This window comes from Stenotrophomonas sp. MYb238 (genome assembly GCF_009496535.1).
Classification (GTDB): Bacteria; Pseudomonadota; Gammaproteobacteria; order Xanthomonadales; family Xanthomonadaceae; genus Stenotrophomonas.
In genome coordinates, this window is sequence record NZ_WIDL01000003.1 from 1 (window position 1) to 22,728 (window position 22,728).

14 protein-coding genes and 1 pseudogene are annotated in these 22,728 nt (G+C 70.0%); 2 read left to right on the forward strand and 13 right to left on the reverse strand.

What is annotated here, in order from left to right; all coding sequences use genetic code 11:
• Nucleotides 1-418 (reverse strand): annotated as a pseudogene (locus tag CQ393_RS02695) (hypothetical protein); the annotation flags it as partial.
• A 2-nt stretch (nt 419-420) separates the two neighbouring features.
• Nucleotides 421-978, reverse strand: a complete 558-nt coding sequence (locus tag CQ393_RS02700; protein WP_343199466.1) for an RNA polymerase sigma factor — start codon at nt 976-978, stop codon at nt 421-423.
• 171 nt (nt 979-1,149) lie between these two features.
• On the opposite strand from CQ393_RS02700, the gene CQ393_RS02705 reads away from it, so the two are divergent.
• Nucleotides 1,150-4,053, forward strand: a complete 2,904-nt coding sequence (locus tag CQ393_RS02705) for an EAL domain-containing protein (protein ID WP_153190284.1) — start codon at nt 1,150-1,152, stop codon at nt 4,051-4,053.
• A 262-nt stretch (nt 4,054-4,315) separates the two neighbouring features.
• Here CQ393_RS02705 and CQ393_RS02710 read toward each other — a convergent pair whose 3' ends face one another.
• The 10 genes from CQ393_RS02710 to purB all read right to left on the reverse strand — a co-directional run bounded on the left by CQ393_RS02710 (nt 4,316) and on the right by purB (nt 19,857).
• Nucleotides 4,316-4,909: a TIGR00730 family Rossman fold protein gene (locus CQ393_RS02710; protein WP_153190096.1), complete on the reverse strand. Its 594-nt coding sequence runs from the start codon at nt 4,907-4,909 to the stop codon at nt 4,316-4,318.
• Between the two features lie 127 nt (nt 4,910-5,036).
• Entirely contained in the window at nt 5,037-6,473 is a 1,437-nt protein-coding gene (gene lpdA / locus CQ393_RS02715; protein WP_153190097.1) for a dihydrolipoyl dehydrogenase, read from the reverse strand.
• A gap of 129 nt (nt 6,474-6,602) precedes the next feature.
• Complete coding sequence (sucB, locus tag CQ393_RS02720) at nt 6,603-7,802, reverse strand: dihydrolipoyllysine-residue succinyltransferase (protein WP_153190098.1); 1,200 nt, start codon at nt 7,800-7,802, stop codon at nt 6,603-6,605.
• A 42-nt stretch (nt 7,803-7,844) separates the two neighbouring features.
• Nucleotides 7,845-10,676, reverse strand: a complete 2,832-nt coding sequence (locus CQ393_RS02725) for a 2-oxoglutarate dehydrogenase E1 component (RefSeq protein WP_343199467.1) — start codon at nt 10,674-10,676, stop codon at nt 7,845-7,847.
• Between the two features lie 177 nt (nt 10,677-10,853).
• Nucleotides 10,854-11,756 (reverse strand): GNAT family N-acetyltransferase, encoded by a 903-nt coding sequence (locus CQ393_RS02730; protein WP_153190099.1) that lies wholly within the window; start codon nt 11,754-11,756, stop codon nt 10,854-10,856.
• Nucleotides 11,753-13,201, reverse strand: a complete 1,449-nt coding sequence (locus tag CQ393_RS02735) for a cupin domain-containing protein (protein ID WP_228114238.1) — start codon at nt 13,199-13,201, stop codon at nt 11,753-11,755. The genes CQ393_RS02730 and CQ393_RS02735 overlap by 4 nt, the downstream gene beginning before the upstream one ends.
• A 52-nt stretch (nt 13,202-13,253) precedes the next feature.
• Nucleotides 13,254-15,512 carry an EAL domain-containing protein gene (locus tag CQ393_RS02740; RefSeq protein WP_153190101.1) on the reverse strand — a complete coding sequence of 753 codons (2,259 nt, stop codon included), beginning with the start codon at nt 15,510-15,512 and terminating at the stop codon, nt 13,254-13,256.
• 145 nt (nt 15,513-15,657) lie between these two features.
• Nucleotides 15,658-15,945 carry a hypothetical protein gene (locus CQ393_RS02745; RefSeq protein WP_153190102.1) on the reverse strand — a complete coding sequence of 96 codons (288 nt, stop codon included), beginning with the start codon at nt 15,943-15,945 and terminating at the stop codon, nt 15,658-15,660.
• A gap of 164 nt (nt 15,946-16,109) precedes the next feature.
• Nucleotides 16,110-18,128, reverse strand: a complete 2,019-nt coding sequence (locus CQ393_RS02750) for a methyl-accepting chemotaxis protein (protein WP_153190103.1) — start codon at nt 18,126-18,128, stop codon at nt 16,110-16,112.
• A gap of 346 nt (nt 18,129-18,474) precedes the next feature.
• Nucleotides 18,475-19,857, reverse strand: a complete 1,383-nt coding sequence (gene purB, locus CQ393_RS02755; RefSeq protein ID WP_153190104.1) for an adenylosuccinate lyase — start codon at nt 19,855-19,857, stop codon at nt 18,475-18,477.
• 277 nt (nt 19,858-20,134) lie between these two features.
• On the opposite strand from purB, the gene CQ393_RS02760 reads away from it, so the two are divergent.
• Nucleotides 20,135-21,532, forward strand: coding sequence for a class II fumarate hydratase (locus CQ393_RS02760; protein ID WP_153190105.1), 1,398 nt, complete (start codon nt 20,135-20,137; stop codon nt 21,530-21,532).
• 734 nt (nt 21,533-22,266) lie between these two features.
• Here the strand turns inward: CQ393_RS02760 and CQ393_RS02765 are convergent.
• Nucleotides 22,267-22,701: a hypothetical protein gene (locus CQ393_RS02765; RefSeq protein WP_153190106.1), complete on the reverse strand. Its 435-nt coding sequence runs from the start codon at nt 22,699-22,701 to the stop codon at nt 22,267-22,269.
• Nucleotides 22,702-22,728 lie beyond the last annotated feature (27 nt).

A 22,728-nucleotide genomic window follows, 5' to 3' on the forward strand; every position in this document is an offset into this window, starting at 1 on the left:
CAGGCACCGATGCAGGCGCGGGCGCTGCCGCATCGGATGCTGCGGCCGAAGCGGAGGCTTCCGGCGATGCGGGCGCCTGCGCGTCCGCCGCAGGCGCGGACACCGCCACGGCGGCAGCGGGCGGCGGTGGGGGGGGCGGCCGCAGCTGCCAGGCCAGGCCGACGACCAGGACCAGCGAAGCGGCCACCGCCAGCGACGACACCAGGCCGCGGCGGCGTCCGTGGCGGGAGCGGGAGGCGCCGGTGCTGAACGCGGCCGGCGGCGCGGAAGGCCGTGGCGTTGGCGCCGATGCCGATGCGGCCGGTGCGCGCGCCTGGGCGAGGATGGCCTCGTCGATCCCGGGCGAGGGCAGCGCGGCGGCGGGACGCCCCAGCAGGCGCGCCAGTTCGCGTTCTTCGGGAGTCAGCGGGTCGCTCATGTTCATTCGCTCAACCTCGCGCGCAGCTTGTCCATCGCATAACGCAGCCGCGACTTGACGGTTTCCCGGCCCACGCCGGTGATCTGCCCGATCTCCTCCAGGCTCAGTTCCTGTTCCAGGCGCAGGATGAGGACTTCCTGCTGTTCCTGCGGCAGCTCGGCCATCGCCTGGCGCAGCCGCAGCCGTTCGTCCTGCTCGTCGGCCAGCAGTTCCGGTGTGCAGGTGTCGGCCAGCCGCGCGGTGCGTTCGTCGGCGTCGTCCGGCGCCGCCGGCCGGTGGCGCGCCGCGCGCCAGTGGTCGTTCAGGCGGTTGTGGGCGATGCGGAACAGCCAGGTGGCGAAGGCCGCTTCCGGCTTCCAGCCGCTGCGCGCGTGGATCAGCCGCTGCCACACGTCCTGGAACAGCTCTTCGGCCAGCGAGCGGTCGCGCAGCTGCCCGAGCAGGTAGTGGAACAGGCGCGCGCGATGGCGCGCATACAGCTCGGCGAACGCTCCGCCGTCGCCTTCGGCGTAGGCCAGCATCAGCGCTTCGTCGCTCGGGGCTTGGACGGCGGTATCCACGTGCGGCAGCCTAAGCGCTGTGCATGCCGCTGCCTAGTCATGCGCGGGCGCGCGCCGGGCGGGGTTCAGGAAATGTCGAGGCGTGCGCACCGGAGCCGGGGGTTGCGGCGTTATGCTGCATGGCAGGGGGGAGTTCCGGATCACCGGAACCCGAGAAGACACATGGAGACCATGTCGCACAGCCAATCCGACGTGCATGCCGGCAACGGCCGCGTGGACACCGATTCGCCCGCCAGCCGGGTGGTGGCGACCCTGCACGGCCTGCTGCCGGGCGACAGCACCGTGGCGCTGGCCTGGGATGACGCCGTGCTCGGCCAGGGTGATTGCGTCAGCCCCGGGGCCGAGGCGCTGCGCGATGCGGTGCGCGGGCTGCTGGCCGGCGCGCCGTTGCCGGACGGGCTGCGGCAGCCGCTGATGGAGAGCTGGACCGACGGCGACGGCGGCGCGCGCATCGTGGTGCTGGCCGAGGCCGATCCCGCGTTCTCCGGGGCGCAGCGGCAGGCCTGGCTGGGCACGGCGCATGCGCTGGTCGCCGCGGTGCTGGTGTCGCTGCGGCAGGGCGTGCAGATCGAGCAGCTCGAACGCGCCAAGCAGCTGCAGCGGGCGCTGTTCGAGATCGCCGACCTGGCCGGCACCGATCTGGAAATGCCGCAGATGCTGGCCCAGTTCCACCGCATCCTGCGCACGCTGATGTACGCGGAGAACTGCTACATCGTCGAATGCGACGAGCACCAGAGCAGCCTGCGCTTCCTGTATTTCGCCGACACCTGGGACACCTTCGCCCCGGACCCGGAGCGGCGCTTCCGCTACGAGGAGATGCAGGACAGCCTGACCTTCGCCGTGCTGCGCCGGGGCAAGACGATGCACGGGCCCTCGCGCGAACTGCTGGCCGCGCTCGACCAGGCGCATTCGGTGCACAGCGGGCCGGACAGCGCCGACTGGCTGGGCGTGCCGATGTGGCGCGACAACACCGTCTGCGGCGCGATCGTGGTGCAGAGCTACGAGGCGGGCGTGCAGTACGGCGACGAGGACCGCGCGGTGCTCAACTTCGTGGCCAAGCACATCCTGACCGCGATGGACCGGCGCCAGGCGCACGTGCAACTGGAACAGCACGTGCAGCGGCGCACGCTGGAGCTGGAGCGGGCCAACGCCAGCCTGCAGGACGAGATCCAGGAGCGGCGCCGCGCCGAGGCCCTGCAGGCGGCGCTGTTCAACATTTCCGAACTGGCGATGAGCTGCGGCAGCCAGGCCGAGTTCCACGCCGAGGTGCACCGGGTGATCGGCGGGCTGCTGGACGCGAGCAATTTCTACATCGCGCTGGTCAACGAGCAGGGCGACGGGCTGGATTTCGTCTATTCGGTGGACGAGTTCAACCGGGTGCGCGCCTCGCGCCCCTTCAGCGGCGGCCTGACCGAATACACCATCCGCAACGGCCAGCCGCTGTTGGCGACCCGCGCGGAGATCGACACGCTGATCGCACGCGGCGACGTGCGCGAGTTCGGCGCCAAGTCGCAGTGCTGGCTGGGCGTGCCGCTGTTCAGCGACGACGAGGTGGTGGGCGTCATCGCGGTGCAGAGCTACAACCCCGACGTCACCTTCACCGCCCACGACCAGCGGCTGCTGGCGTTCGTGGCGCGCAACATCGGCAACAGCCTGGCCCGCCAGCGCGACCGCAACCGCCTGCTGCAGGCGCATGCCGAACTTGAGCGGCGGGTGGTCGAGCGCACCCGCGAACTGGGCGAGGTCAACCAGAAACTGCTGGCGCAGATCGGCGAGCGCATGCGCGTGGAGCAGCGCCTGACCCACCTGGCGATGCACGACGTGCTGACCGGCCTGCCCAACCGCCTGCATCTGCTGGAAAAGCTCGAGGAGGCCATCGAACACGCGCAGCTGGGCGTGGGTCCGGTGTTCGCGCTGCTGTTCCTGGACCTGGACCGTTTCAAGTGGGTCAACGACAGCATCGGCCATGCCGCCGGCGACCGCATGCTGGTGGAGGTGGCGCAGCGCCTGGTCGGCATGCTGCGCAGCGACGACGTGGTGGCGCGCCTGGGCGGCGACGAGTTCGCGCTGCTGGTGCGCTGCGAGGGCGCCGAGGCGGCGATGGACGTGGGGCGGCGCCTGCTGCGCTCGCTGGAGCACTCGATGTGGGTGGACGGGCGCGAGCTGTTTCCGTCGGGCAGCATCGGCATCGCGGTGTGGAGCCCGCGCTACACCTCCGGCGCCGAGCTGCTGCGCGACGCCGATGCGGCGATGTACCGCGCCAAGGGCATGGGCCAGGACCGCTGCATGGTGTTCGACGAGGCGATGCGCGAGCAGTCGCTGCAGAGCCTGGAGCTGGAGGCCGACCTGCGCCGGGCCATCATCAGCAACGACTTCGTGCCGTTCTACCAGCCGATCGTGTCGCTGGCCGACGGCCGCGAGATCGGCCACGAGGCGCTGCTGCGCTGGCAGCACGAAGGCCGCGGGCTGCTGCTGCCGGGCGAGTTCATCGAACTGGGCGAGGAAAGCGGCCTGATCGAGCAGGTGGACTGGCTGATCTACGAGCAGGTGGTGCACGACCTGGCCGGCACGTCGTCGGGCTACATCTCGGTGAACGTCTCGCCGCGCCACTTCCGCTCGCCGGAGTTCGCCACGCGCCTGCTCGGGTTGCTGGACGCGGCTGGCGCCGATCCGGGGCGGCTGCGGGTGGAGATCACCGAGATGGCGCTGCTGGAGGACGCGCCGCGCACGCTGCGCATCCTGCACCAGTTGCGCGAGCGCGGCATCGTGGTGCAGCTGGACGATTTCGGCACCGGCTATTCGGCGCTGTCCTACCTGCACCGCTTCCCGATCAGCGCGCTGAAGATCGACCGCAGCTTCGTCGCCGGCCTGCACGCCGGCAACGGCAAGAGCACCCAGGCGCTGGTCGAGGGCGTGGTGTCGCTGGCCCGCACGCTGGGCATCGAGACCATCGGCGAAGGCGTGGAGGACGAGCGCCAGCTGCGCACGCTGCGCGAGATCGGCTGCGATTTCGGCCAGGGCTATCTGCTCGGCTATCCGCTGCCGCGCGAGGCGACGCTGCAGAAACAGGCGTGAAGCCGGCCCGCATGCCTGCATCCGGGTGCGCGGTCGGGCGTTCCGGTTGATGCCTGTCGCGCGAAGGCGCGTTACTGCGGGGGGGGGGGTCTGGGCGCGGAATAGCGCCGTGCTGGCACATGAGGACGTCAGCGATGCTTCGCGCCGCCACGTGCCCATGGCTTGCCGCAATGCGCTGCGTTTTCCCGTGCGAATGGCGCCAAGCGGAGATCGATGGAACAGCCACGCTCGCCGCCACGCCGCCTCGCCAGGCGCCGGTGGTTTACCGCAACGCAGCCCTGAGCTTCTCGTCGAACCACTTGTCCGCCTGCGCCGGCGAATACGCGCGCATCCACGCCAGCATCCGCTCCGTGTCGTCGCCGTACCACAGGTCCTGGCGCTGCTCGGGGTGCAGGAAGCGTTCCTCCACCATGTGGTCGATCATGCCGATCAGCTGCGCGTAGAAACCGTCGATGTCGAGGAAGGCGCAGGGCTTCTTGCCGATGCCGAGCTGGCGCCAGGTCAGCATCTCGAAGATCTCCTCGGCGGTGCCGAAGCCGCCCGGCAGGGCGACGAAGGCATCGGACAGGTCGAACATGCGCGACTTGCGTTCGTGCATGGAGCCCACGATCTCCAGCGTGGTCACGCCCTGGTGCGCGACTTCCAGGTCCACCAGGTGCTGCGGGATCACCCCGGTGACCTCGCCGCCGGCGGCCAGCACGCCATCGGCCACCGCGCCCATCAGTCCGGTGCGGCCGCCGCCATACACCAGGCGCAGGCCTTCGTGGGCGATGCGCCGGCCCAGTTCGGTGGCGCGCTCGACATAGACGGGTTTGGCGCCGGGGTTGGAGCCGCAGTAGACGCAGATGGATTTCATGGGTGCGGGGAACGGGGAATGAAGGAAACGGAGGAAGCAGAACGCCGGCATCGCTGCCGGCGTTCGCTGGGGGAGGAAACAGGGGCCGGGATGTTTCATTCCCCGTTCCCTGTTCCTTGTTCCCCGCTCAGTTGGCCTTGTGGATCGAACGCTTGGCCACCGCCATCGCCGCATCGTGCACGGCTTCGGACAGGCTGGGGTGGGCGTGGCAGATGCGGGCCAGGTCGTCGGCGCTGCCGCTGAACTCCATGGTCAGCACGCCTTCGTGCACCAGCTCGCTTACGTTCGGGCCGATCAGGTGCAGGCCGAGCACGCGGTCGGTTTCGGCGTCGGCGATCACCTTGACGAAGCCGGTCGGCTCGGCCATCGCCACCGCGCGGCCCACGGCGGCGAACGGGAAGCTGCCGGTCTTGTAGGCGACGCCCTCGGCCTTGAGCTGCTGCTCGGTCTTGCCGACCCAGGCGATTTCCGGGCTGGTGTAGATGACGTAGGGAATGGTGTCGAGGTTGACGTGGCCCGGCAGGCCGGCGATCAGTTCGGCCACCGCGATGCCTTCCTCGAAGCCCTTGTGCGCCAGCATCGGCCCGCGCACGCAGTCGCCGATCGCCCAGACGCCATCGACGCCGGTGTGGCAGTGGTCGTCGACCACCACCTGGCCGCGCTCGTTGAGCTGCACGCCGGTGCCGTCGGCCAGCAGGCCCTTGCTCGCCGCGCGGCGGCCCACGGCCACCAGCAGCTTGTCCACGGTCAGGGTCTTCTCGCCATCCTTGTCGGCGTAGCTGATGACCACTTCCTTCTTCTTGCCCTTGCCGGTCACCTCGGTCTTGCTGACCTTGGCGCCGAGCAGGATGTTCAGGCCTTCCTTCTTGAACTCGCGCGCGGCCAGCTTGCTCACTTCCGCATCGGCGGCCGGCAGGAACTCCGGCATCGCTTCGAGGATGGTGACTTCCGCGCCGAGGCGCTTCCACACGCTGCCCAGCTCCAGGCCGATCACGCCGGCGCCGATGACGGCCAGGCGCTTGGGCACCTCAAGGAAGTCCAGCGCGCCGACATTGTCGACGATGGTCTCGCCGTCGAACCTGGCGAACGGCAGTTCGATCGAATCCGAACCGGCGGCGATGATGACATTGGTGCCCTTCAGCTCGACCTCGCTGCCGTCGTGCTGCTTGACCTTGACCACATTGCCGGGCTGCAACTGGCCGAAGCCGTAGTACGGCGTCACCTTGTTGGCCTTGAACAGCATGGCGATGCCGCCGGTGAACTGCTTCACGATGGCGTCCTTGCGCGCGACCATCGTGCCCACGTCGATGGCGCCGTCCTTGAAGCTGATGCCGTGCTGGGCGAACTGGTGCTGCATGTTGTGGTACTGGTGCGAGGAATCCAGCAGCGCCTTGGACGGGATGCAGCCCACGCGCAGGCAGGTACCGCCCAGCGCCGGCTTGCCGTCCTTGCCCAGCGCCGCGTCGATGCAGGCGGTCTTCAGGCCCAGCTGGGCGGCGCGGATGGCGGCGTGGTAACCGGCCGGGCCGGCACCGATGACGACGACGTCGAATTGTTCAGCCATTTGAGGTTCCTTGATGCTTTCCTTCGGCTTCGGGGCGAAGCCGGTGGCGCGGGGCGCCGGGGAAGGGGCGGGTGCGTGCCGGCCCCGGAGCGACGAACCCCTCCGGTGAAGGAGGGGTCCGGCGGGGTCTTACAGGCCGAACAGCATGCGGCCCGGGTTTTCCAGCTGGTTCTTGATGTCCACCAGGAACTGCACCGCGTCCTTGCCGTCGATGATGCGGTGGTCGTAGGACAGGGCGATGTACATCATCGGCGCGATCACGACCTGGCCGTTCTCGGCGATCGGGCGCTCCTTGATCGTGTGCATGCCGAGGATGGCGCTCTGCGGCGGGTTGACGATCGGGGTCGACATCAGCGAGCCGAAGGTGCCGCCGTTGGTGACGGTGAAGGTGCCGCCCTGCAGGTCGTCCAGGGACAGCTTGCCGTCGCGCGCCTTCTTGGCGTAGTCGGCGATGCCCTTCTCGATGTCGGCGAAGGACATGCGCTCGACGTTGCGCAGCACCGGCGTCACCAGGCCCTTGTCGGTGGACACGGCGATGGAGATGTCCGAGTAGCCGTGGTAGATGATGTCGTCGCCGTCGACCGAGGCGTTGACCAGCGGGAAGCGCTGCAGCGCGTTGGCGGCGGCCTTCACGAAGAAGCTCATGAAGCCCAGCTTGATGCCGTGGGCCTTCTGGAACTCGTCCTGCAGTTCCTTGCGCGCGGCCGAGACCTTGGCCAGGTTGACTTCGTTGAACGAAGTCAGCATGGCGATGGATTCCTTGGACTGCATCAGGCGCTCGGCGATGCGCTTGCGCATGCGGGTCATCGGCACGCGTTCTTCCGGACGCGCGCCGCCGGCCTTGCCGACGCCGCCGTTGCGGGCGAAGTTGACGATGTCTTCCTTGGTCACCGCGCCATGGCGGCCAGTGCCGGCGACATCGGCCGGATTCACGCCTTCGGTGATGGCCGAGAAGCGGGCGCCCGGGGGCAGGCTGTCGGCGGCCGACTTGGCGGCCGGCGCCGGAGCGGCGGCTGCGGCGGCCGGAGCCGGGGCCGCTGCAGCGGCCTTCGGTGCCTCGGCGGCAGCCGGGGCCGGCGCCGCCGCGGCGGCGCCTTCCTCGATGATCGCCACGACCTGGCTGCTGGTCACGGTCGCGCCTTCGGGGAACTTGATTTCCTTGATCACGCCATCGACCGGCGACGGGACCTCGAGCACGACCTTGTCGGTTTCCAGGTCAAGCAGGTTTTCGTCGCGCTTGACCGCGTCGCCGACCTTCTTGTGCCAGGTGGCGATGGTGCCGTCGGCGACGGATTCGGGCAGTACCGGGGCTTTGACTTCGGTGGCCATGCAGGGGCTTCCTGGTTCGTATTCTTCGTGAAAGGGGGAGAGTTATTCAGCGAACTGGTCGTTGAAGGGATTGACCAGCGCATCGGCGAGCAGCTGCTGCAGTTCGCGCAGGTGGTCGGCCATGTGGCCGACGGCCGGCGACGGCGAACGCGGGCGGCCAGCGTAGTGCAGGTTCTGGCCCTCGGCCAGGCAGGCCTGCAGGTGGTGGCGGATCTGGTACCACGCGCCCTGGTTCATCGGCTCTTCCTGACACCACACCACGTCGGCGGCCTTGCCGTACTTCTTCAGTTCGGCGGCCAGCTGCGGGCGCGGGAACGGGTACAGCTGCTCCACACGGAGGATGGCCACATCGTCCTGGCCGCGCTTGGTCTGGTCTTCCAGCAGGTCGTAGTAGACCTTGCCCGAGCACAGCACCACGCGCTTGACCTTCTTGGCGTCCGCGGTGGCATCGCCGATCAGGTGCTGGAACTCGCCATTGGCCAGTTCGTCCAGGGTCGAGACGGCCAGCTTGTGGCGCAGCAGCGACTTGGGCGACATGACGATCAGCGGCTTGCGGGTGGTCATGCACAGCTGGCGGCGCAGCATGTGGAAGGCCTGCGCCGGGGTCGACGGCACGCAGACCAGCATGTTCTCCAGCGCGCACAGCTGCAGGAAGCGCTCCAGGCGCGCCGAGCTGTGTTCCGGGCCCTGGCCTTCGTAGCCGTGCGGCAGCAGCAGGGTCAGGCCGGAGATGCGGCCCCACTTGGCCTCGCCGGAGGCGATGAACTGGTCGATCACCACCTGCGCGCCGTTGGCGAAGTCGCCGAACTGGCCTTCCCAGATGCACAGGGTGTTGGGATCGGTGGTGGAGAAGCCGTATTCGTAGGCCATCACCGCTTCCTCGCTGAGCAGCGAGTCGATGATGGTGGCCTGCTCCGGCGACTGCACCAGCTGGCGCAGCGGCAGGTAATAAGCGTCGGTCTTCTGGTCGTGCAGGATCGCGTGGCGGTGGGTGAAGGTGCCGCGGCCCACGTCCTGGCCGACCAGGCGCAGGGTGTGGCCCTGGTCGAGCAGGGTGGCGTAGGCCAGGTTCTCGGCGAAGCCCCAGTCGCCGGGGACCTCGCCGGCGGCCATCTTGCGGCGGTCGTCGTAGACCTTTGCCACGCGCGAGTGCAGTTCCACGCCCTCGGGGATGGTGTTGATCAGGGTGGCCAGGCGGGTCAGCTCGGCCATCGGCACCTTGGTGCTGACCGGGTCGGACAGCTTGCCGGCCAGCAGCTTCGGCCAGTCCACGTACAACTTGCTGGTCGGCGGGGTCTTCTCGACCTTGGCCAGCTCGGTGGTGACCTCGCCCGAGTCGAGCTTGTCGCGGTAGGCATCGACCAGCGCCTTGCCTTCGCCGGCCGGGATCACGCCGGCGGCCTCGAGCTTCTCGGCGTACAGCTCGCGGGTGGTCTTGTGCTTGCGGATCACCTGGTACATCAGCGGCTGGGTGATCGCCGGCTCGTCGGCCTCGTTGTGGCCCCAGCGGCGGTAGCAGACCAGGTCGATCACCACGTCCTTGTGGAACTGCTGGCGGAAGTCGTAGGCCAGCTGCGCGGCGAACACCACCGCTTCGGGGTCGTCGCCGTTCACGTGCAGGACCGGCGCGCCGACCATCTTGGCGATGTCGGTGCAGTACAGGGTCGAGCGCGAGTCGTCGCGGTTGGAGGTGGTGAAGCCGACCTGGTTGTTGATGACGATGTGCACGGTGCCGCCGACGGCGAAGCCGCGCGCCTGCGACATCTGGAACAGCTCCATCACCACGCCCTGGCCGGCGAACGCGGCGTCGCCATGGATCAGGATCGGCATGACCTGGCGGCGCGCGGTGTCGCCGCGGCGCTCCTGGCGCGAACGCACCGAGCCGGCGACCACCGGGTCGACGATCTCCAGATGCGACGGGTTGAACGCCAGCGCCAGGTGCACCGGGCCGCCGTCGGTGGCGACGTCGGCCGAGAAGCCCATGTGGTACTTCACGTCGCCGGCCACGGCGCGGTCGTCGTGCTCGAAGCGGCCTTCGAACTCGTCGAACAGCTTGCGCGGGCTCTTGCCCAGGGTGTTGACCAGCACGTTCAGGCGGCCGCGGTGGGCCATGCCGATGATGACGTCCTTGACGCCGTCCTTGCCGGCGTCGCGGATCACCGTGTCCATCATCGGGATCAGCGAGTCGCCGCCTTCCAGCGAGAAGCGCTTCTGGCCGACGTACTTGGTGTGCAGGTAGCGTTCCAGGCCTTCGGCGGCGGTCAGGCGCTCCAGCGTGCGGCGCTTGGTGCCGGCATCGAGGTTGTAGTTGCCGCCGGCGCTTTCCAGGCGCTGGTACAACCACTGGCGCTGGTCGACCTCGGCGATGTACATGAACTCGGCGCCGATGGAACCGGTGTAGGTCGCCTTCAGGCGCGCCAGCAGGTCGCGCAGCTTCATGCGCGGCTGCCCGCCGACCCCGCCGGTGCTGAACTCGTCGTTGAGGTCGGCGTCGGACAGGTGGTGGAAGGGCAGGCCCAGGTCGGGCGGGTTGACTGGCGGGGTCAGGCCCAGCGGGTCGAGCTGCGCGGCGAGGTGGCCGCGCGAGCGGTAGGCGGTGATCAGGCGTCCGACGTTGCGTTCGCGCTCGTCGCCGCCGCCGGCACTGGCCACGGCGGCGGACGCGTTGCGGCCGGCCTCGGCGATGTGGGCGATGACGGCCGAATGCGGGACATCACCTGCTTCGCGGCCCTTGAAGCCGTCGAAGTAGGACTTCCATTTGGGGTCCACACTGTCCGGGGAGACGAGGTACTGCTCGTACAGATCCTCGATGTAGGAGGCGTTGCCGCCGGCGAGTTGCGATGACTGCGCAAACTGCTTCAGGAGATTGTCCACGATGGAGGGTCGGATTCGCTTGTGGGGTATGGCTTCTGGAACCGGCGGGACCTTGCAGCAGGACGCCGCGCGGGCGTGATGAAACCGCTGAATTATACCCTCGCGGGGACAGGAAGGGGCACACACGCTGTCCACCGGGTTAATGTCGGGCCATGCCTTGTCCTGGCCCGACAGCGCTCAGATGCCGGCTGTCCGGAGCCCTTCGCAGACGGCGGCGGCGTCCCATGCGCGCTGGAACAGCGCGTCCTGCCGGCGGGCGTGGGCCGGCATGTCCAGCACCAGTTCGCCGTCGGCGCGTTCGCCCATTGGACGAAAGTAGCAGTCGCCGTTGTCGTTGACCGCGCCGCGCGGCAGCGATGCATCGGCCGGGTCGGCCGGCTGGCGCAGCTGGAACACGCTGGGCAGGCGCTGGACGAGCGCGAGCAGCGCCGCCGGCAACGCCGCCGGATCGCCGTCGTGCAGCAGCACCAGGGCCTGCTTGTCGTGGCGCGCGGTGGCGAAGCGGCGCAGCGCCTGCAATGCCGCCGGCCGGCCGAGCAGGGCGGCATCGCCGGCACCGCAGCCCAGCAGCAGCCGGCGCCGGGCGCGCTGGATCACCGCGGCCATCGCCGCCTCGGCCTGGCCGGCGTCGTGCACGCGCATGGCGCCGTCCATGCGGCGGCGCATGGTCTGGTGGACGATGCCGGCTTCCTCGAATTCCGCGCCCTCGGGCAGGAAGCCGTTGCGCGCATAGAAATCGCGGGCATGGACCTGGGCGTGCAGGGAAACCTCGTCCCAGCCGCGGCGGGCGGCTTCGGCCACCAGCGCCTGCAGCAGCGCCTCGCCGACGCCATGGCCGCGCCAGCCGGACAGCACGGCCATGCGGCCGATGCGCCGCTGCGGCGTCAGCCGCCCGGTACCGATGGCATGGCCATCGCCATCCAGCGCCACCACGTGGTGGCTGAGCGGGTCCAGGTCGTCGGTCTCCAGCTCGGCCGGCACCTGCTGCTCACCGACGAACACGGCATGGCGCACGCCGTGCAGCAGCGCGTGCCGCACGGCGTAGTCGGCCGTCTCGACGTGGAACGCCGCCGGTGTCATGCCGCCGGGCTGTCCTCGTCGTCGCCGTCGTCGTCGCAGATCACCACGACCTCGACGCCTTCCTCGTTCACCTGCACGGTGTCGATGGCGCCGCTGGCCGGCTCGCCTTGGCCGGCCTGGGCGTATTCGAACACCTCGATTTCGAGTTCCGGGGTATCGGCCTCGTCGTCGAAATCGTCGTCGAGTTCTTCCTCCATCACCTCGAGCGCGTCCTGCTCGGCCTGCATCGCCGCCAGGGTCTCGGCGTCGAGCAGCTGGTAGTGGCCGCCAGCCAGCAGTTCCAGCACGGCGCTGCGGCCCTTGGCCGACAGCTTGCCGAACATGGCCGCGTCGATCCGTTCGGCGGCGGCCAGGCCCTGCGCGTCCTTCACCGGCAGTTGGAAGGCGTGGCCGCTGCTGTACAGCGCCGCGCCGCGGGTGGCGCGGCGCCAGGCCAGGCGCGCCCACGGGTGGCGCTCGAGCAGGCCGCCCTCGTCCAGCACCGCGTCCACGTCCGCCGGGGCCGGCGGCGCCTGCGAGGGCAGGATGTCGCCGGCGGCGCGGTAGGTGGTGATGAAGCGGCCGAACCAGTCGCCCAGGCGGTCGGGGTCGTTCATGCGCAGCGCGTTGAGCGCGGCGACCACCCGCTTCATCGCCGCAGCGTCGATCTCGTTGGGGTCTTCCGGCAGCTTCAGGTCCGGGTCCTGGTAGCGGATGGCCTCGTCGGCGTCGGCCACCAGGTCGTCCAGCCAGTCGCTGATCAGCTCGGCCGAGGACGGCGCGCGCATGCCGAAGGAGAAGGTCAGGCACGGGTCTTCGGCCACGCCGTGGTGCGGTACGTTCGGCGGCAGGTACAGCATGTCGCCCGGTTCCAGCACCCAGTCGTGGGTCGGCTTGAACTTCCGCAGCAGCTTGAGTTCGACGTCGGGGCGGAAATCCAGCGGCGGGCGCTTGCCCTTGATCGATTCGCTGGCGTCGATCTGCCAGCGGCGGTGGCCATGGGCCTGCAGCAGGAACACGTCGTACTGGTCTACGTGGGCGCCGACCGAACCGCCGGTGGCGGCGAAGCTGATCATCACATCGTCCATGCGCCAGCGCGGCAGGAAGCTGAAGTGCTGGAGCAGGTCGCGCACCTCCGGGTCCCACTTGTCCACGTCCTGCACCAGCAGGGTCCAGTCGTGGTCGGGCATGCCCGGGAAGTCCTCTTCCTGGAACGGGCCGGTGCGCAGGCTCCAGCCGTCGGTGGCGCGGTCGTGGGTGACCAGGCGCGCCAGCGCGCCTTCCTCGCAGGCCAGGCCGGCCAGGTCTTCGGGCATCACCGGGGTCTGGAAATCGGGGAACGCGCCGCGGATCAGCAGCGGGCGTTTCTGCCAGTAGTCGCGCAGGAAGCGCTCGGCGGGCATGCCGAGCGGATGGCGGGCGCTGGCCCTGATCTCGATGGGCAGGGAGGAGGAAGTCTTTTTCATCGCGCGCAATACCATTGGAAAACGGGGGCGGCGTGGGTCGCCGACGGAAGCGTCATTGTCGCCCAGGCGCCGGCGGAGCGCCTAGCGTCGCCGCCGGGCCGCCGGCGGGCAGCACCGGCGCGGGCGCGCCGTCGAGCAGGCGTTCCAGCACCGCGGCCGGGCAGGGCGGGCTGAACCCGAAGCCCTGCGCCAGCAGGCAGCCTTCGCCGCGCAGGAATTCCAGGTGCTGCGCGTGCTCCACGCCCTCGGCGACCACCTCCAACCCCAGGCTGTGGCCCAGGCCGATGATGGCGCGGCTGATCACCGCCAGTTCGGCGTCCTGGGGCAATCCGCCGATGAAGCTCTTGTCGATCTTCAGCATGTGCAGCGGGAACCGTTTCAGGTAGCCCAGCGAGGAATAGCCGGTGCCGAAGTCGTCCAGCGCCAGGCGCACCCCGAGCGCGGCCAGCTGGCGCAGCGCGCCCAGGGTCGCGTTGCTGTCCTGCATCAGGTGGGTCTCGGTGATCTCCAGCACCAGGCTGGCCGGCGGCAGGCCGGTCGCGTCCAGGATGCCGACCAGCCGGGCGACGAAATCGTCCTGCTGCAGCTGGCGCCGGGACAGGTTGACCGAGCAGTACAGGTCGCGGTGACCGGCCTGCTGCCAGGCGCGGGTCTGGCGGCAGGCCTCGCGCAGCACCCAGTCGCCGACCTGGACGATCTCGCCCGATTCCTCCAGCGAAGGAATGAATTCCAGCGGCGGCACCAGCCGGCCGTCGTGGCGCCAGCGCAGCAGCGCCTCGACCCCGACCATGCGCGGAGCGGCCGGGTCGAGATCGTGGATGGGCTGGTAGTGCAGCACGAACTCCTCGCGCGCCAGCGCCTGGCCCAGCGCGCTCTCCAGTTCCAGCTGGTGCTGCGCGCTGGCCTGCAGCCCGGCGCTGTAGTGGGCGAACTGCGCCTTGCCGGCCTGCTTGGCCAGGTGCAGCGCCAGGTCGGCCGCCTGCAGGGCGTCGTGCAGGTCCGCGCTGGCCTGCAGGCTGGCGATGCCGATGCTGGCGTTGACCACCAGGGTGCGGTCGTCCAGCCGCATCGGCTGGTGCAGCCGCTCGAGAATGCGCTGGGCGACCTGCTCGGCCTGCGTGCCGGGACCGAGGTCGGCGAGCAGCACCACGAACTCGTCGCCGCCGAACCGGAACAGGTGGTCGTCCGCGCGCAGGCACTGCGCGAGCCGGTGGCCGACCTCGACCAGCACGGCATCGCCGAACAGGTGGCCGAAGCTGTCGTTGATCAGCTTGAAGCGGTCCAGGTCGATGAACAGCAGCGCGGCCTGGCCGCTGCCGGTTTCGTGCAGCCGGCGCTGGGTGTGCAGGAGCAGTTCGTCCAGGCGCAGGCGGTTGGCCAGCCCGGTCAGCGGATCGTGGCGCGCGGCGTGGTGCAGCTGCTGCTCGATGGCCTTGCGCCGGCCGATGTCGCTCTGCGAACCGGTGATGCGCAACTGGCCGTCGCGGTCGGCCTCGGCCACGCCGCGGCTCAGCACCCAGCGCCAGTCACCGTTGCGGCAGCGGATGCGGTACTCGTGGTGGATCGAGTCCGACTCGGCGTGCAGGTGCGCGTTGATGGCGCGGTGCAGGCCGGGCAGGTCGTCGGGGTGGACGCGGGAAAACCAGGCGTCGCTGGTCTGGCCCAGGCTGGCGCGGTCCAGCCCGATCATTTCGGCCCAGCGCTCGGACACGTACAGCGTGTCCGCGCCGGGATGCCAGTCCCAGATGCCGTCGTGGGCGCCGCGCAGGGCGCGCGCGAAGCGGGCCTCGCTGTCTTCCAGCGCCTTGCGCTGGGCGGCGCTGTAGGTGTCGATGGCCAGGGTCATGTCGAAGAAGACGGCCTTGAGCAGGCTGGAGAACAGCTGCGCGTCCTCGCCCTGGCCGCATAGCGGCGCCAGCATCTGCTCCAGGTACAGCCGGTAGGCGCCCAGGTACCACTTCAGCTCGACGCCGTTGATGTGGTGGATCAGGCCGATGCGCAGGCGGTTGTCGACATAGTCGCGGTCGTACGGTCCCTGCCAGAGGCGCTGGTAGTACTCCAGCTGCCGCTGTTTGAGCCGGTGCACGGTGGTCGGGTCGCCCAGCAGCGCGGCCGGCGCGGCGAAGTCGTCGAGGTGGCGGTAGAGCTTCTCGATGAACCCGGCCTGCGCGGCGGCCATGCGGCCGGCGGCCTGGTTGAGGCGGCGCGCATCTTCTTCCCGCCATTCCAGCAGGCGCGAGCGTTCGCTGATTTCTGCCTGCTCCAGGCCGATGCGCCGCATCAGTTCCTGCAGTGTGTCGACGGCACCCATGGTTTCCTCTTGCGTTGAAGGCGGGCATGGCAAAAGCACCAGCGCGGCCGCTCCGTCCGGAATGCCGCCGCCGTGCTTCGTCCTGCGGTTCCCTGCGTGCTGCCCGGCAAAGCGGGGCCGCGCGCCGCGCGGCACCCGGGACGGGTCAGGCGGCGCCTGCCAGGTCTTCCAGCAGGCGGGTCAGGCGTTGCCGCAGCTGGCCCATCTCGCGCGAGCGGAAGGCATGCCGGCTGCGCTCCAGCGTCTCGATCGCTTCGTGCAGCGCGGCCTGCACCTGGCCGGTGGGTCCCAGCGGATCGGGATCGAGCCAGCGGCACAGCGGCGCATGCCCGCAGTCGCAGCTCTGGCTGATGATTTCCGCGCCATCCGCATCGGCAAGGAGCACGCGCAGCCGCGTGGCCATGCCCGGGTCAGTGCAGATGATCCGGACCATGCCGCATTCCTGTGGTTCGTGCCGCCGCGCGCGTGGCGCCCGGTCCCGCGTCCGCCGGACCGCCTGCGGCCTCGGCTGTCGTGTGGAGCATGTTCACTCTCCCTTGCTGTTCGGTGTTGCGGTGAAAAGCCTGGCCATCGTGCGCCGTCGCGCCGCTCTGTGGTTCAACCGGCCGCGGTTCGTGCATCCGGCGCCGCGTGCGCGGGCGGGCAAGGCGGCGGCGCGGCGAGCTGGAAGCGTGCCGCGGCGCGCGCCAGCATGCCGGCCTGGTGCTCCATGTCGCGGGTGGCCGCGCTGGTTTCCTGCACCAGCGCCGCGTTCTGCCGCGTCGTGCGGTCCATCTGCGCGATGGTCTGGTTGACCTGCCCGATACCCAGGCTCTGTTCGCGCGAGGCGGCCGCGATCTCGGCGGTGAGCGCGGTGACCCGCTGCACCGAGGACACGATCTCGACCATGGTGCGGCGCGCCCTGTCCACCAGCGCCGAGCCGTCGGCGACCTTGTCGACCGAATCGCCGATCAGCGCCTTGATCTCCCGGGCGGCGGTGGCCGAGCGCTGCGCCAGGGTCCGCACTTCCGCGGCGACCACCGCGAAGCCACGCCCGCTCCCGCCCGCGCGCGCGGCTTCCACCGCCGCGTTCAGGGCCAGGATGTTGGTCTGGAAGGCGATGCCGTCGATCACGCCGATGATCTCGCCGATCCTGCGCGACGCGCGCTCGATGGCCTGCATGGTGAGCACCACCTCGTCCACCGCCTGTCCGCCCTGGTGGGCGACCGCCGCGGCGCCTTCGGCGAGCTGGCGGGCATGGTCGGCCGATCCGGCGTTGTCGCCGACGGTGGCGGTGAGCTGTTCCATCGACGCGGCCGCCTCGCGCAGCGTGGCCGCCTGCCGTTCGGTGCGCGCGGACAGCTCGCCGTTGCCGCCGGCGATGCCCGCCGCCGTGGCCGAGATGCTGCCGGCCGACTGCTGGATACTGGCGACGATGCCGGCCAGTTGTTCGGCGGTGGCGTTGGCGTCGGTCTTCATCTGCCCGAACACGCCGTCGAATTCGCGGGTGATGCGCTGGCTGAGGTCGCCGCGCGACAGCGCGGACAGCAGCCGGCGCATCTCGTCGGCGCTTTCGGAGGTGGCGTCCAGCAGCCGGTTGACGCCCTCGGCCAGGCGTCCCATCAGGCCGCTCCCGCCGGCGGCATGCAGGCGCTGGTCCAGCCGCCCCTGGGCGGCGGCGTCGATGATGGCGGCGATGTCGTGCTCCATGCGGGTCTCGGCGGTGCGGTCGTGCCATTCGACGACGAAGCCGTGGCGCCGGCCGTCGGCCTCGATCATCGGGGTGACGTTCAGGCTGAAATGCGCCTCGCCGATCTGGATCCGGCCGGCGTGGCTGCCCTCGAGCACGTCGAGCAGGGCGCGGATGCGCGCCGGGTCGCGGTGGAAGCAATGGATGCTGGCGCCGATCAGCTGGTCCGGATCGAAGCCGGGGAAGGCCTTGAGCAGTTCCTGCCGCTGGTTGCGCAGGATCGCGATGACCGCCTGGTTGGCGTAGACGATGCGGTGGTCCGGGTCGGCGATCATCATGCCGGTGCGCAGCGCGCACAACGCGGTTTCCACGTGGAAAGCGGCGGCGGGCGCGTCGCCGGCCGCCGCGTCGGACGGCGCGGGCGCTTCGTGCGCGGGCCGTTCCTGCCGCGCGTCGAGCGCGCGCAGCCGCGCCGCGATCGCGCAGGCGAACGCCGCCGTCGTCCCGATCAGCAGCAGCTGCGGAACCGCGACGGCGGCGGAATACCGCGCGTCCAGCGCCAGCAGGCAGGCATGCAGGACAAGGCTGGCGCCCGCGGCCAGCGCTACCGGCAACCTGTCGCGGTAATACGGCAGCAGGGCGATGACGGCGATTTCGCAGGCCTGCGGAATCGCCAGGCCGCCCGCCGCCGGCGCGGCGAGCAGCGCCACCAGCGCGATCGCGATCGCGGCGCGGCTGCGGCGGCTGCCGGGCGCGCGCCATGCCTGCCGGACGGCGAACCCGGCGGCCGGCAGGCCGACGACCAGCAGCAGCCCCCATCGGCCCGAATGCAGCGCGTGGGCCAGCGACGCCGCGCCCAGCAGCGCCAGCATCAGCAGGAACAGCCGGTCCGCCGCAATGGCCGGTTCGCGCCCGTGCGACGTCCACGATGTTTCGACAGCACCCATGAATCCCCCTGTTGAAAAATGGGCATGAAAAAAGCGCCATGACAGCCACCCCGCGGGAGTGGCTGTCATGGCGCTTCGTCTTGCAGGCCCTTGCGTCCTGCCCGGCAAAGCCGGTCACCGCCAACGGCGGTACCTTTCGACCGCGCTTTTCTACACGATTGGCGGCGATTGTTCCAGCTGCTTGTCCAGGGCGGCGGCCGGCGATGGCCGCGGGCGTGGCGCGGCGAGGAGCGGTTCGCGACGGGAAAAGGCGATCGACCCCGCGCATGCAACGACGGCGAAGCTCGCGCTTCGCCGTCGGGGGCAGGGGATCGCAGGAGCGCCGGCCGGACCCGGCGGCGGGCCGTCAGATCGCCTTGGCCAGCCGCGCGGCCAGGCCGGCGTAGCCGCCGGGGGTGAGATCGAGCAGGCGCTGCCTGGCGTCGGCCGGCAGGTCCAGCGACTCGATGAACCCGCGCATCGACGCGGCGGTGATGCCCTGGCCGCGGGTCAGCGCCTTGAGCTGCTCGTACGGGTTGGGCAGGCCGTGGCGGCGCATCACCGTCTGCACGGCCTCGGCCAGCACTTCCCAGGCCGCGTCGAGGTCGGCGTCCAGGCGCTGCGGGTTCACTTCCAGCTTGCCCAGGCCCTTGGCCAGCGATTCCAGCGCCACCTGGGTGTGGCCGAAGGCGGTGCCCAGGGCGCGCAGCACGGTGGAGTCGGTCAGGTCGCGCTGCCAGCGGCTGATCGGCAGCTTGGCGCTGAAGTGCTCGAACAGCGCATTGGCGATGCCGAAATTGCCCTCGGCGTTCTCGAAGTCGATCGGGTTGACCTTGTGCGGCATGGTCGAGGAGCCGACTTCGCCTTCCTTGAGCTTCTGCTTGAAGTAGCCCAGCGAGACGTAGCCCCAGATGTCGCGGGCCAGGTCGATCAGGATGGTGTTGGCGCGGCGCGCGGCATCGCCGATCTCGGCGACGTTGTCGTGCGGCTCGATCTGGGTGGTGTAGGGGTTGAACACCAGGCCCAGCGAGGCGACGAAACGTTCGGCGAAGGCCGGCCAGTCCACGTCCGGGTAGGACACCACGTGCGCGTTGTAGTTGCCCACCGCGCCGTTGATCTTGCCGGTCAGCTCGACCGCGCCGATCTGGCGGATCTGCCGTTCCAGGCGGGCGACGACGTTGGCGATTTCCTTGCCCAGCGTGGTCGGCGAGGCGGTCTGGCCGTGGGTGCGCGAGAGCATCGGCTGCTCGGCCTGGGCATGGGCCAGCCGGCGCAGCGTGGCGGCGACGCCGTCCAGGGTCGGCAGCAGCACCTTGCCGCGCGCTTCGGCCAGCATCAGGCCGTAGGACAGGTTGTTGATGTCCTCGCTGGTGCAGGCGAAATGCACGAATTCCAGCGCCGGCGCCAGTTCGGCGTCGTCCTTGAGCCGTTCCTTGATGAAGTACTCCACCGCCTTGACGTCGTGGTTGGTGGTGCGCTCGATGTCCTTGACGCGGGCCGCGTCGGCCACCGAGAAGCCCTCGGCCAGCGCGTGCAGGCGCGCCTTTGCGGCGGCGGAGAAGTCGGCCAGCTCGCCGATGCCCGGTTCGGCGGCCAGCGCCAGCAGCCACTCGATCTCCACCTTCACGCGCGCCCTGATCAGGCCGTACTCGGAGAAGATGGGGCGCAGCGCGTCGACCTTGGGGGCGTAGCGGCCATCGAGCGGGGACAGGGCGAGCAGGGCGGCTTCTGGACGGGCGGGATCGGTCATGGCGGAGGGCAGGGCGACAGGGCGGGGCGCATATTCTACGGCAGGGCGGGCCGGCAGCCGCCGCGATGCCCGGGGTAGGAGCGACCGTAGGAGCGACTTCAGTCGCGAAGGGGCTTTCCCGGCAAAGCCCCATCGCGACTGAAGTCGCTCCTACGGTACGGCGAGGGCCTGGACCGTCATCGCCCCGCGTGCCGCCACGCCGTATGCTGCATGCAGCCGCCAGCCCGTGCCGCCAGCCGCTGACTTTCATCCACCGAAGATGCGCGGAGACAAGCGAATGAAGCAGAAATACCGGATCGAACACGACAGCATGGGCGAACTGCAGGTGCCGGCCGACGCGCTGTGGGGCGCACAGACCCAGCGCGCGGTACAGAACTTCCCGGTGTCGGGGCAGCGCATGCCGCGCGCCTTCATCCGTGCGTTGGGGCTGGTGAAGGCCAGCGCCGCCGAGGTCAACACCGCGCTCGGACTGCTGCCCAAGGGCGTGGGCCGGGCGATCCGCGCGGCGGCGCTGGAAGTGGCGGCCGGCGACCACGACGCGCACTTCCCCATCGACGTCTACCAGACCGGTTCGGGCACCTCGTCGAACATGAACGCCAACGAGGTCATCGCCACGCTCGCCAACCAAGGCGGCAAGGCCGGCAAGACACGCGTGCATCCCAACGACCACGTCAACCTCGGCCAGAGCTCCAACGACGTGATCCCCACCGCCATCCGCGTCTCGGCGCAGCTGGAAACGGTGGAAACGCTGCTGCCGGCGCTGCGGTACCTGCGCAAGGCCATCGACAGGCGCGGGCGCGCGCTGGACAAGGTGGTCAAGACCGGCCGCACCCACCTCATGGACGCGATGCCGCTGACCTTCGCGCAGGAATTCGGCGCCTGGTCGGCGCAGCTGGTGTCGGCGCAGGGGCGCATCGAGGACGCGCTGAAGCGGCTGCGCCGGCTGCCGCTGGGCGGCACCGCGATCGGCACCGGCATCAACGCCGATCCGCGCTTCGGCGGCAAGGTGGCGCGCGCGCTTTCGGCCGCCACCGGAACGACGTTCGACAGCGCGCAGAACAAGTTCGAGGGACTGGCCGCGCAGGACGACGCGGTGGAACTGTCCGGGCAGTTGAACGCGCTGGCGGTGGCGCTGATCAAGATCGCCAACGACCTGCGCTGGATGAACTCCGGGCCGCTGGCCGGGCTGGGCGAAGTCGAGCTGCCGGCGCTGCAGCCGGGCAGTTCGATCATGCCGGGCAAGGTCAACCCGGTGATCCCGGAAGCGACGGTGATGGCGGCTGCGCAGGTGATCGGCCACCACACCGCGATCACCGTGGCCGGGCAGACCGGCAACTTCCAGTTGAACGTGGCGCTGCCGCTGATCGCGGCCAACCTGCTCGATTCGATCCAGCTGTTGTCCAGCGTGATGAACCTGCTGGCCGACAAGGTGTTCGCCGGGCTGGTGGTCCGGCAGGACCGGGTACGCGAGGCATTGGCGCGCAACCCGATCCTGGTGACCGCGCTCAATCCGATCATCGGCTACGAGAAGGCCGCGGCCATCGCCAAGCGCGCCTACAAGGAGCAGCGCCCGGTGCTGGACGTGGCGCGCGAGGACAGCGGCCTGCCGGAAGCCGAGCTCAGGCGCCTGCTGGACCCGGCGGCGCTGACGCGCGGCGGCATCCACGAAGGCTGACTTCAACGTCCTTCCCTTCTCCCAGCGGGAGAAGGTGGCGCGCAGCGCCGGACGAGAGTACGGGCGAAGCCTCCTGCAGCTTGATGGTGCAGGGCTTCGCTCCGGCCCTCACCCCAACGCCTCTCCCGCGGGGAGGGGCTACCGGCATGCAGCTCCCTTCTTCCCGCGGGAGAAGGTGGCGCAAAGTGCCGGATGAGGGGACGGGCGAAGCCTCCTGCAGCTTGATGGTACGGGGCTTCGCTCCGGCTCTCACCCCAACCCCTCTCCCGGAAGGAGAGGGGCTACAAGCCCGTGGCTTTCCCTTCTCCCTGCGGGAGAAGGTGGCGCGCAGCGCCGGATGAGGGTACGGGCGGAGCCTCCTGCAGCTTGATGGTGCAGGGCTTCGCTCCGGCTCTCACCCCAACCTCCTCTCCCGGAAGGAGAGGGGCTACAAGCCCGTGGCTTTCCCTTCTCCCTGCGGAGAAGGTGGCGCGCAGCGCCGGATGAGGGTACGGGCGAAGCCTCTTGCAGCTTGATGGTGCGGGGCTTCGCTCCGGCCCTCGCCCCAACCCCTCTCCCGGAGGGAGAGGGGCTATAAGCCCGTGGCTTTCCCTTCTCCCTGTGGGAGAAGGTGGCGCGCAGCGCCGGGGACCACACCAGCGACGTGGGCGCTCCAACGCATGCGCGCCCAAGGCGCGGGCCGTGCTTTCTCGCACCGAAGAAGACTTCGACGCCCCGCGTGGGAATTCTTCGATTCAGCGCAGAGCGCGCGGGTTGGCCAGCGCTTCGGCGTAGTCCTTGAACTCGGGAATGCGCTGGGCCAGGTCCGGCGGGAACGGCGTTTGGCCGGCCGGCATCTCGAGCGGTACGGTGCGGCCGCTGGCATCGGCGGGCCCGGTCGGATCGGTCAGCGTGTTCTGGCGCAGGATCTGCAGCCTCACGAAGCTGGTCTTCAGCAATTCGCGCTGGCCCTCGTCGAGCGGGATCTCGATGTCGTCCACGCGCAGCCTGCCGTCGGGCAGGATGTCCAGGTTCGGATAGGGCGCGCGCCGCACCGAGACCATGGCCGCGCCCACTTCCATCTTGGGTTTGCTGCGCTCGGCGCGGTGGGCGGCGTATTGCTCGCGGTCGCCGCAGCCGGCGACGGTGGCGATGCAGGCCAGCAGGACGGGCAGCAGCAGTTTCTTCATGGCGTGGTGGAGCGGTACGGCGGGGGA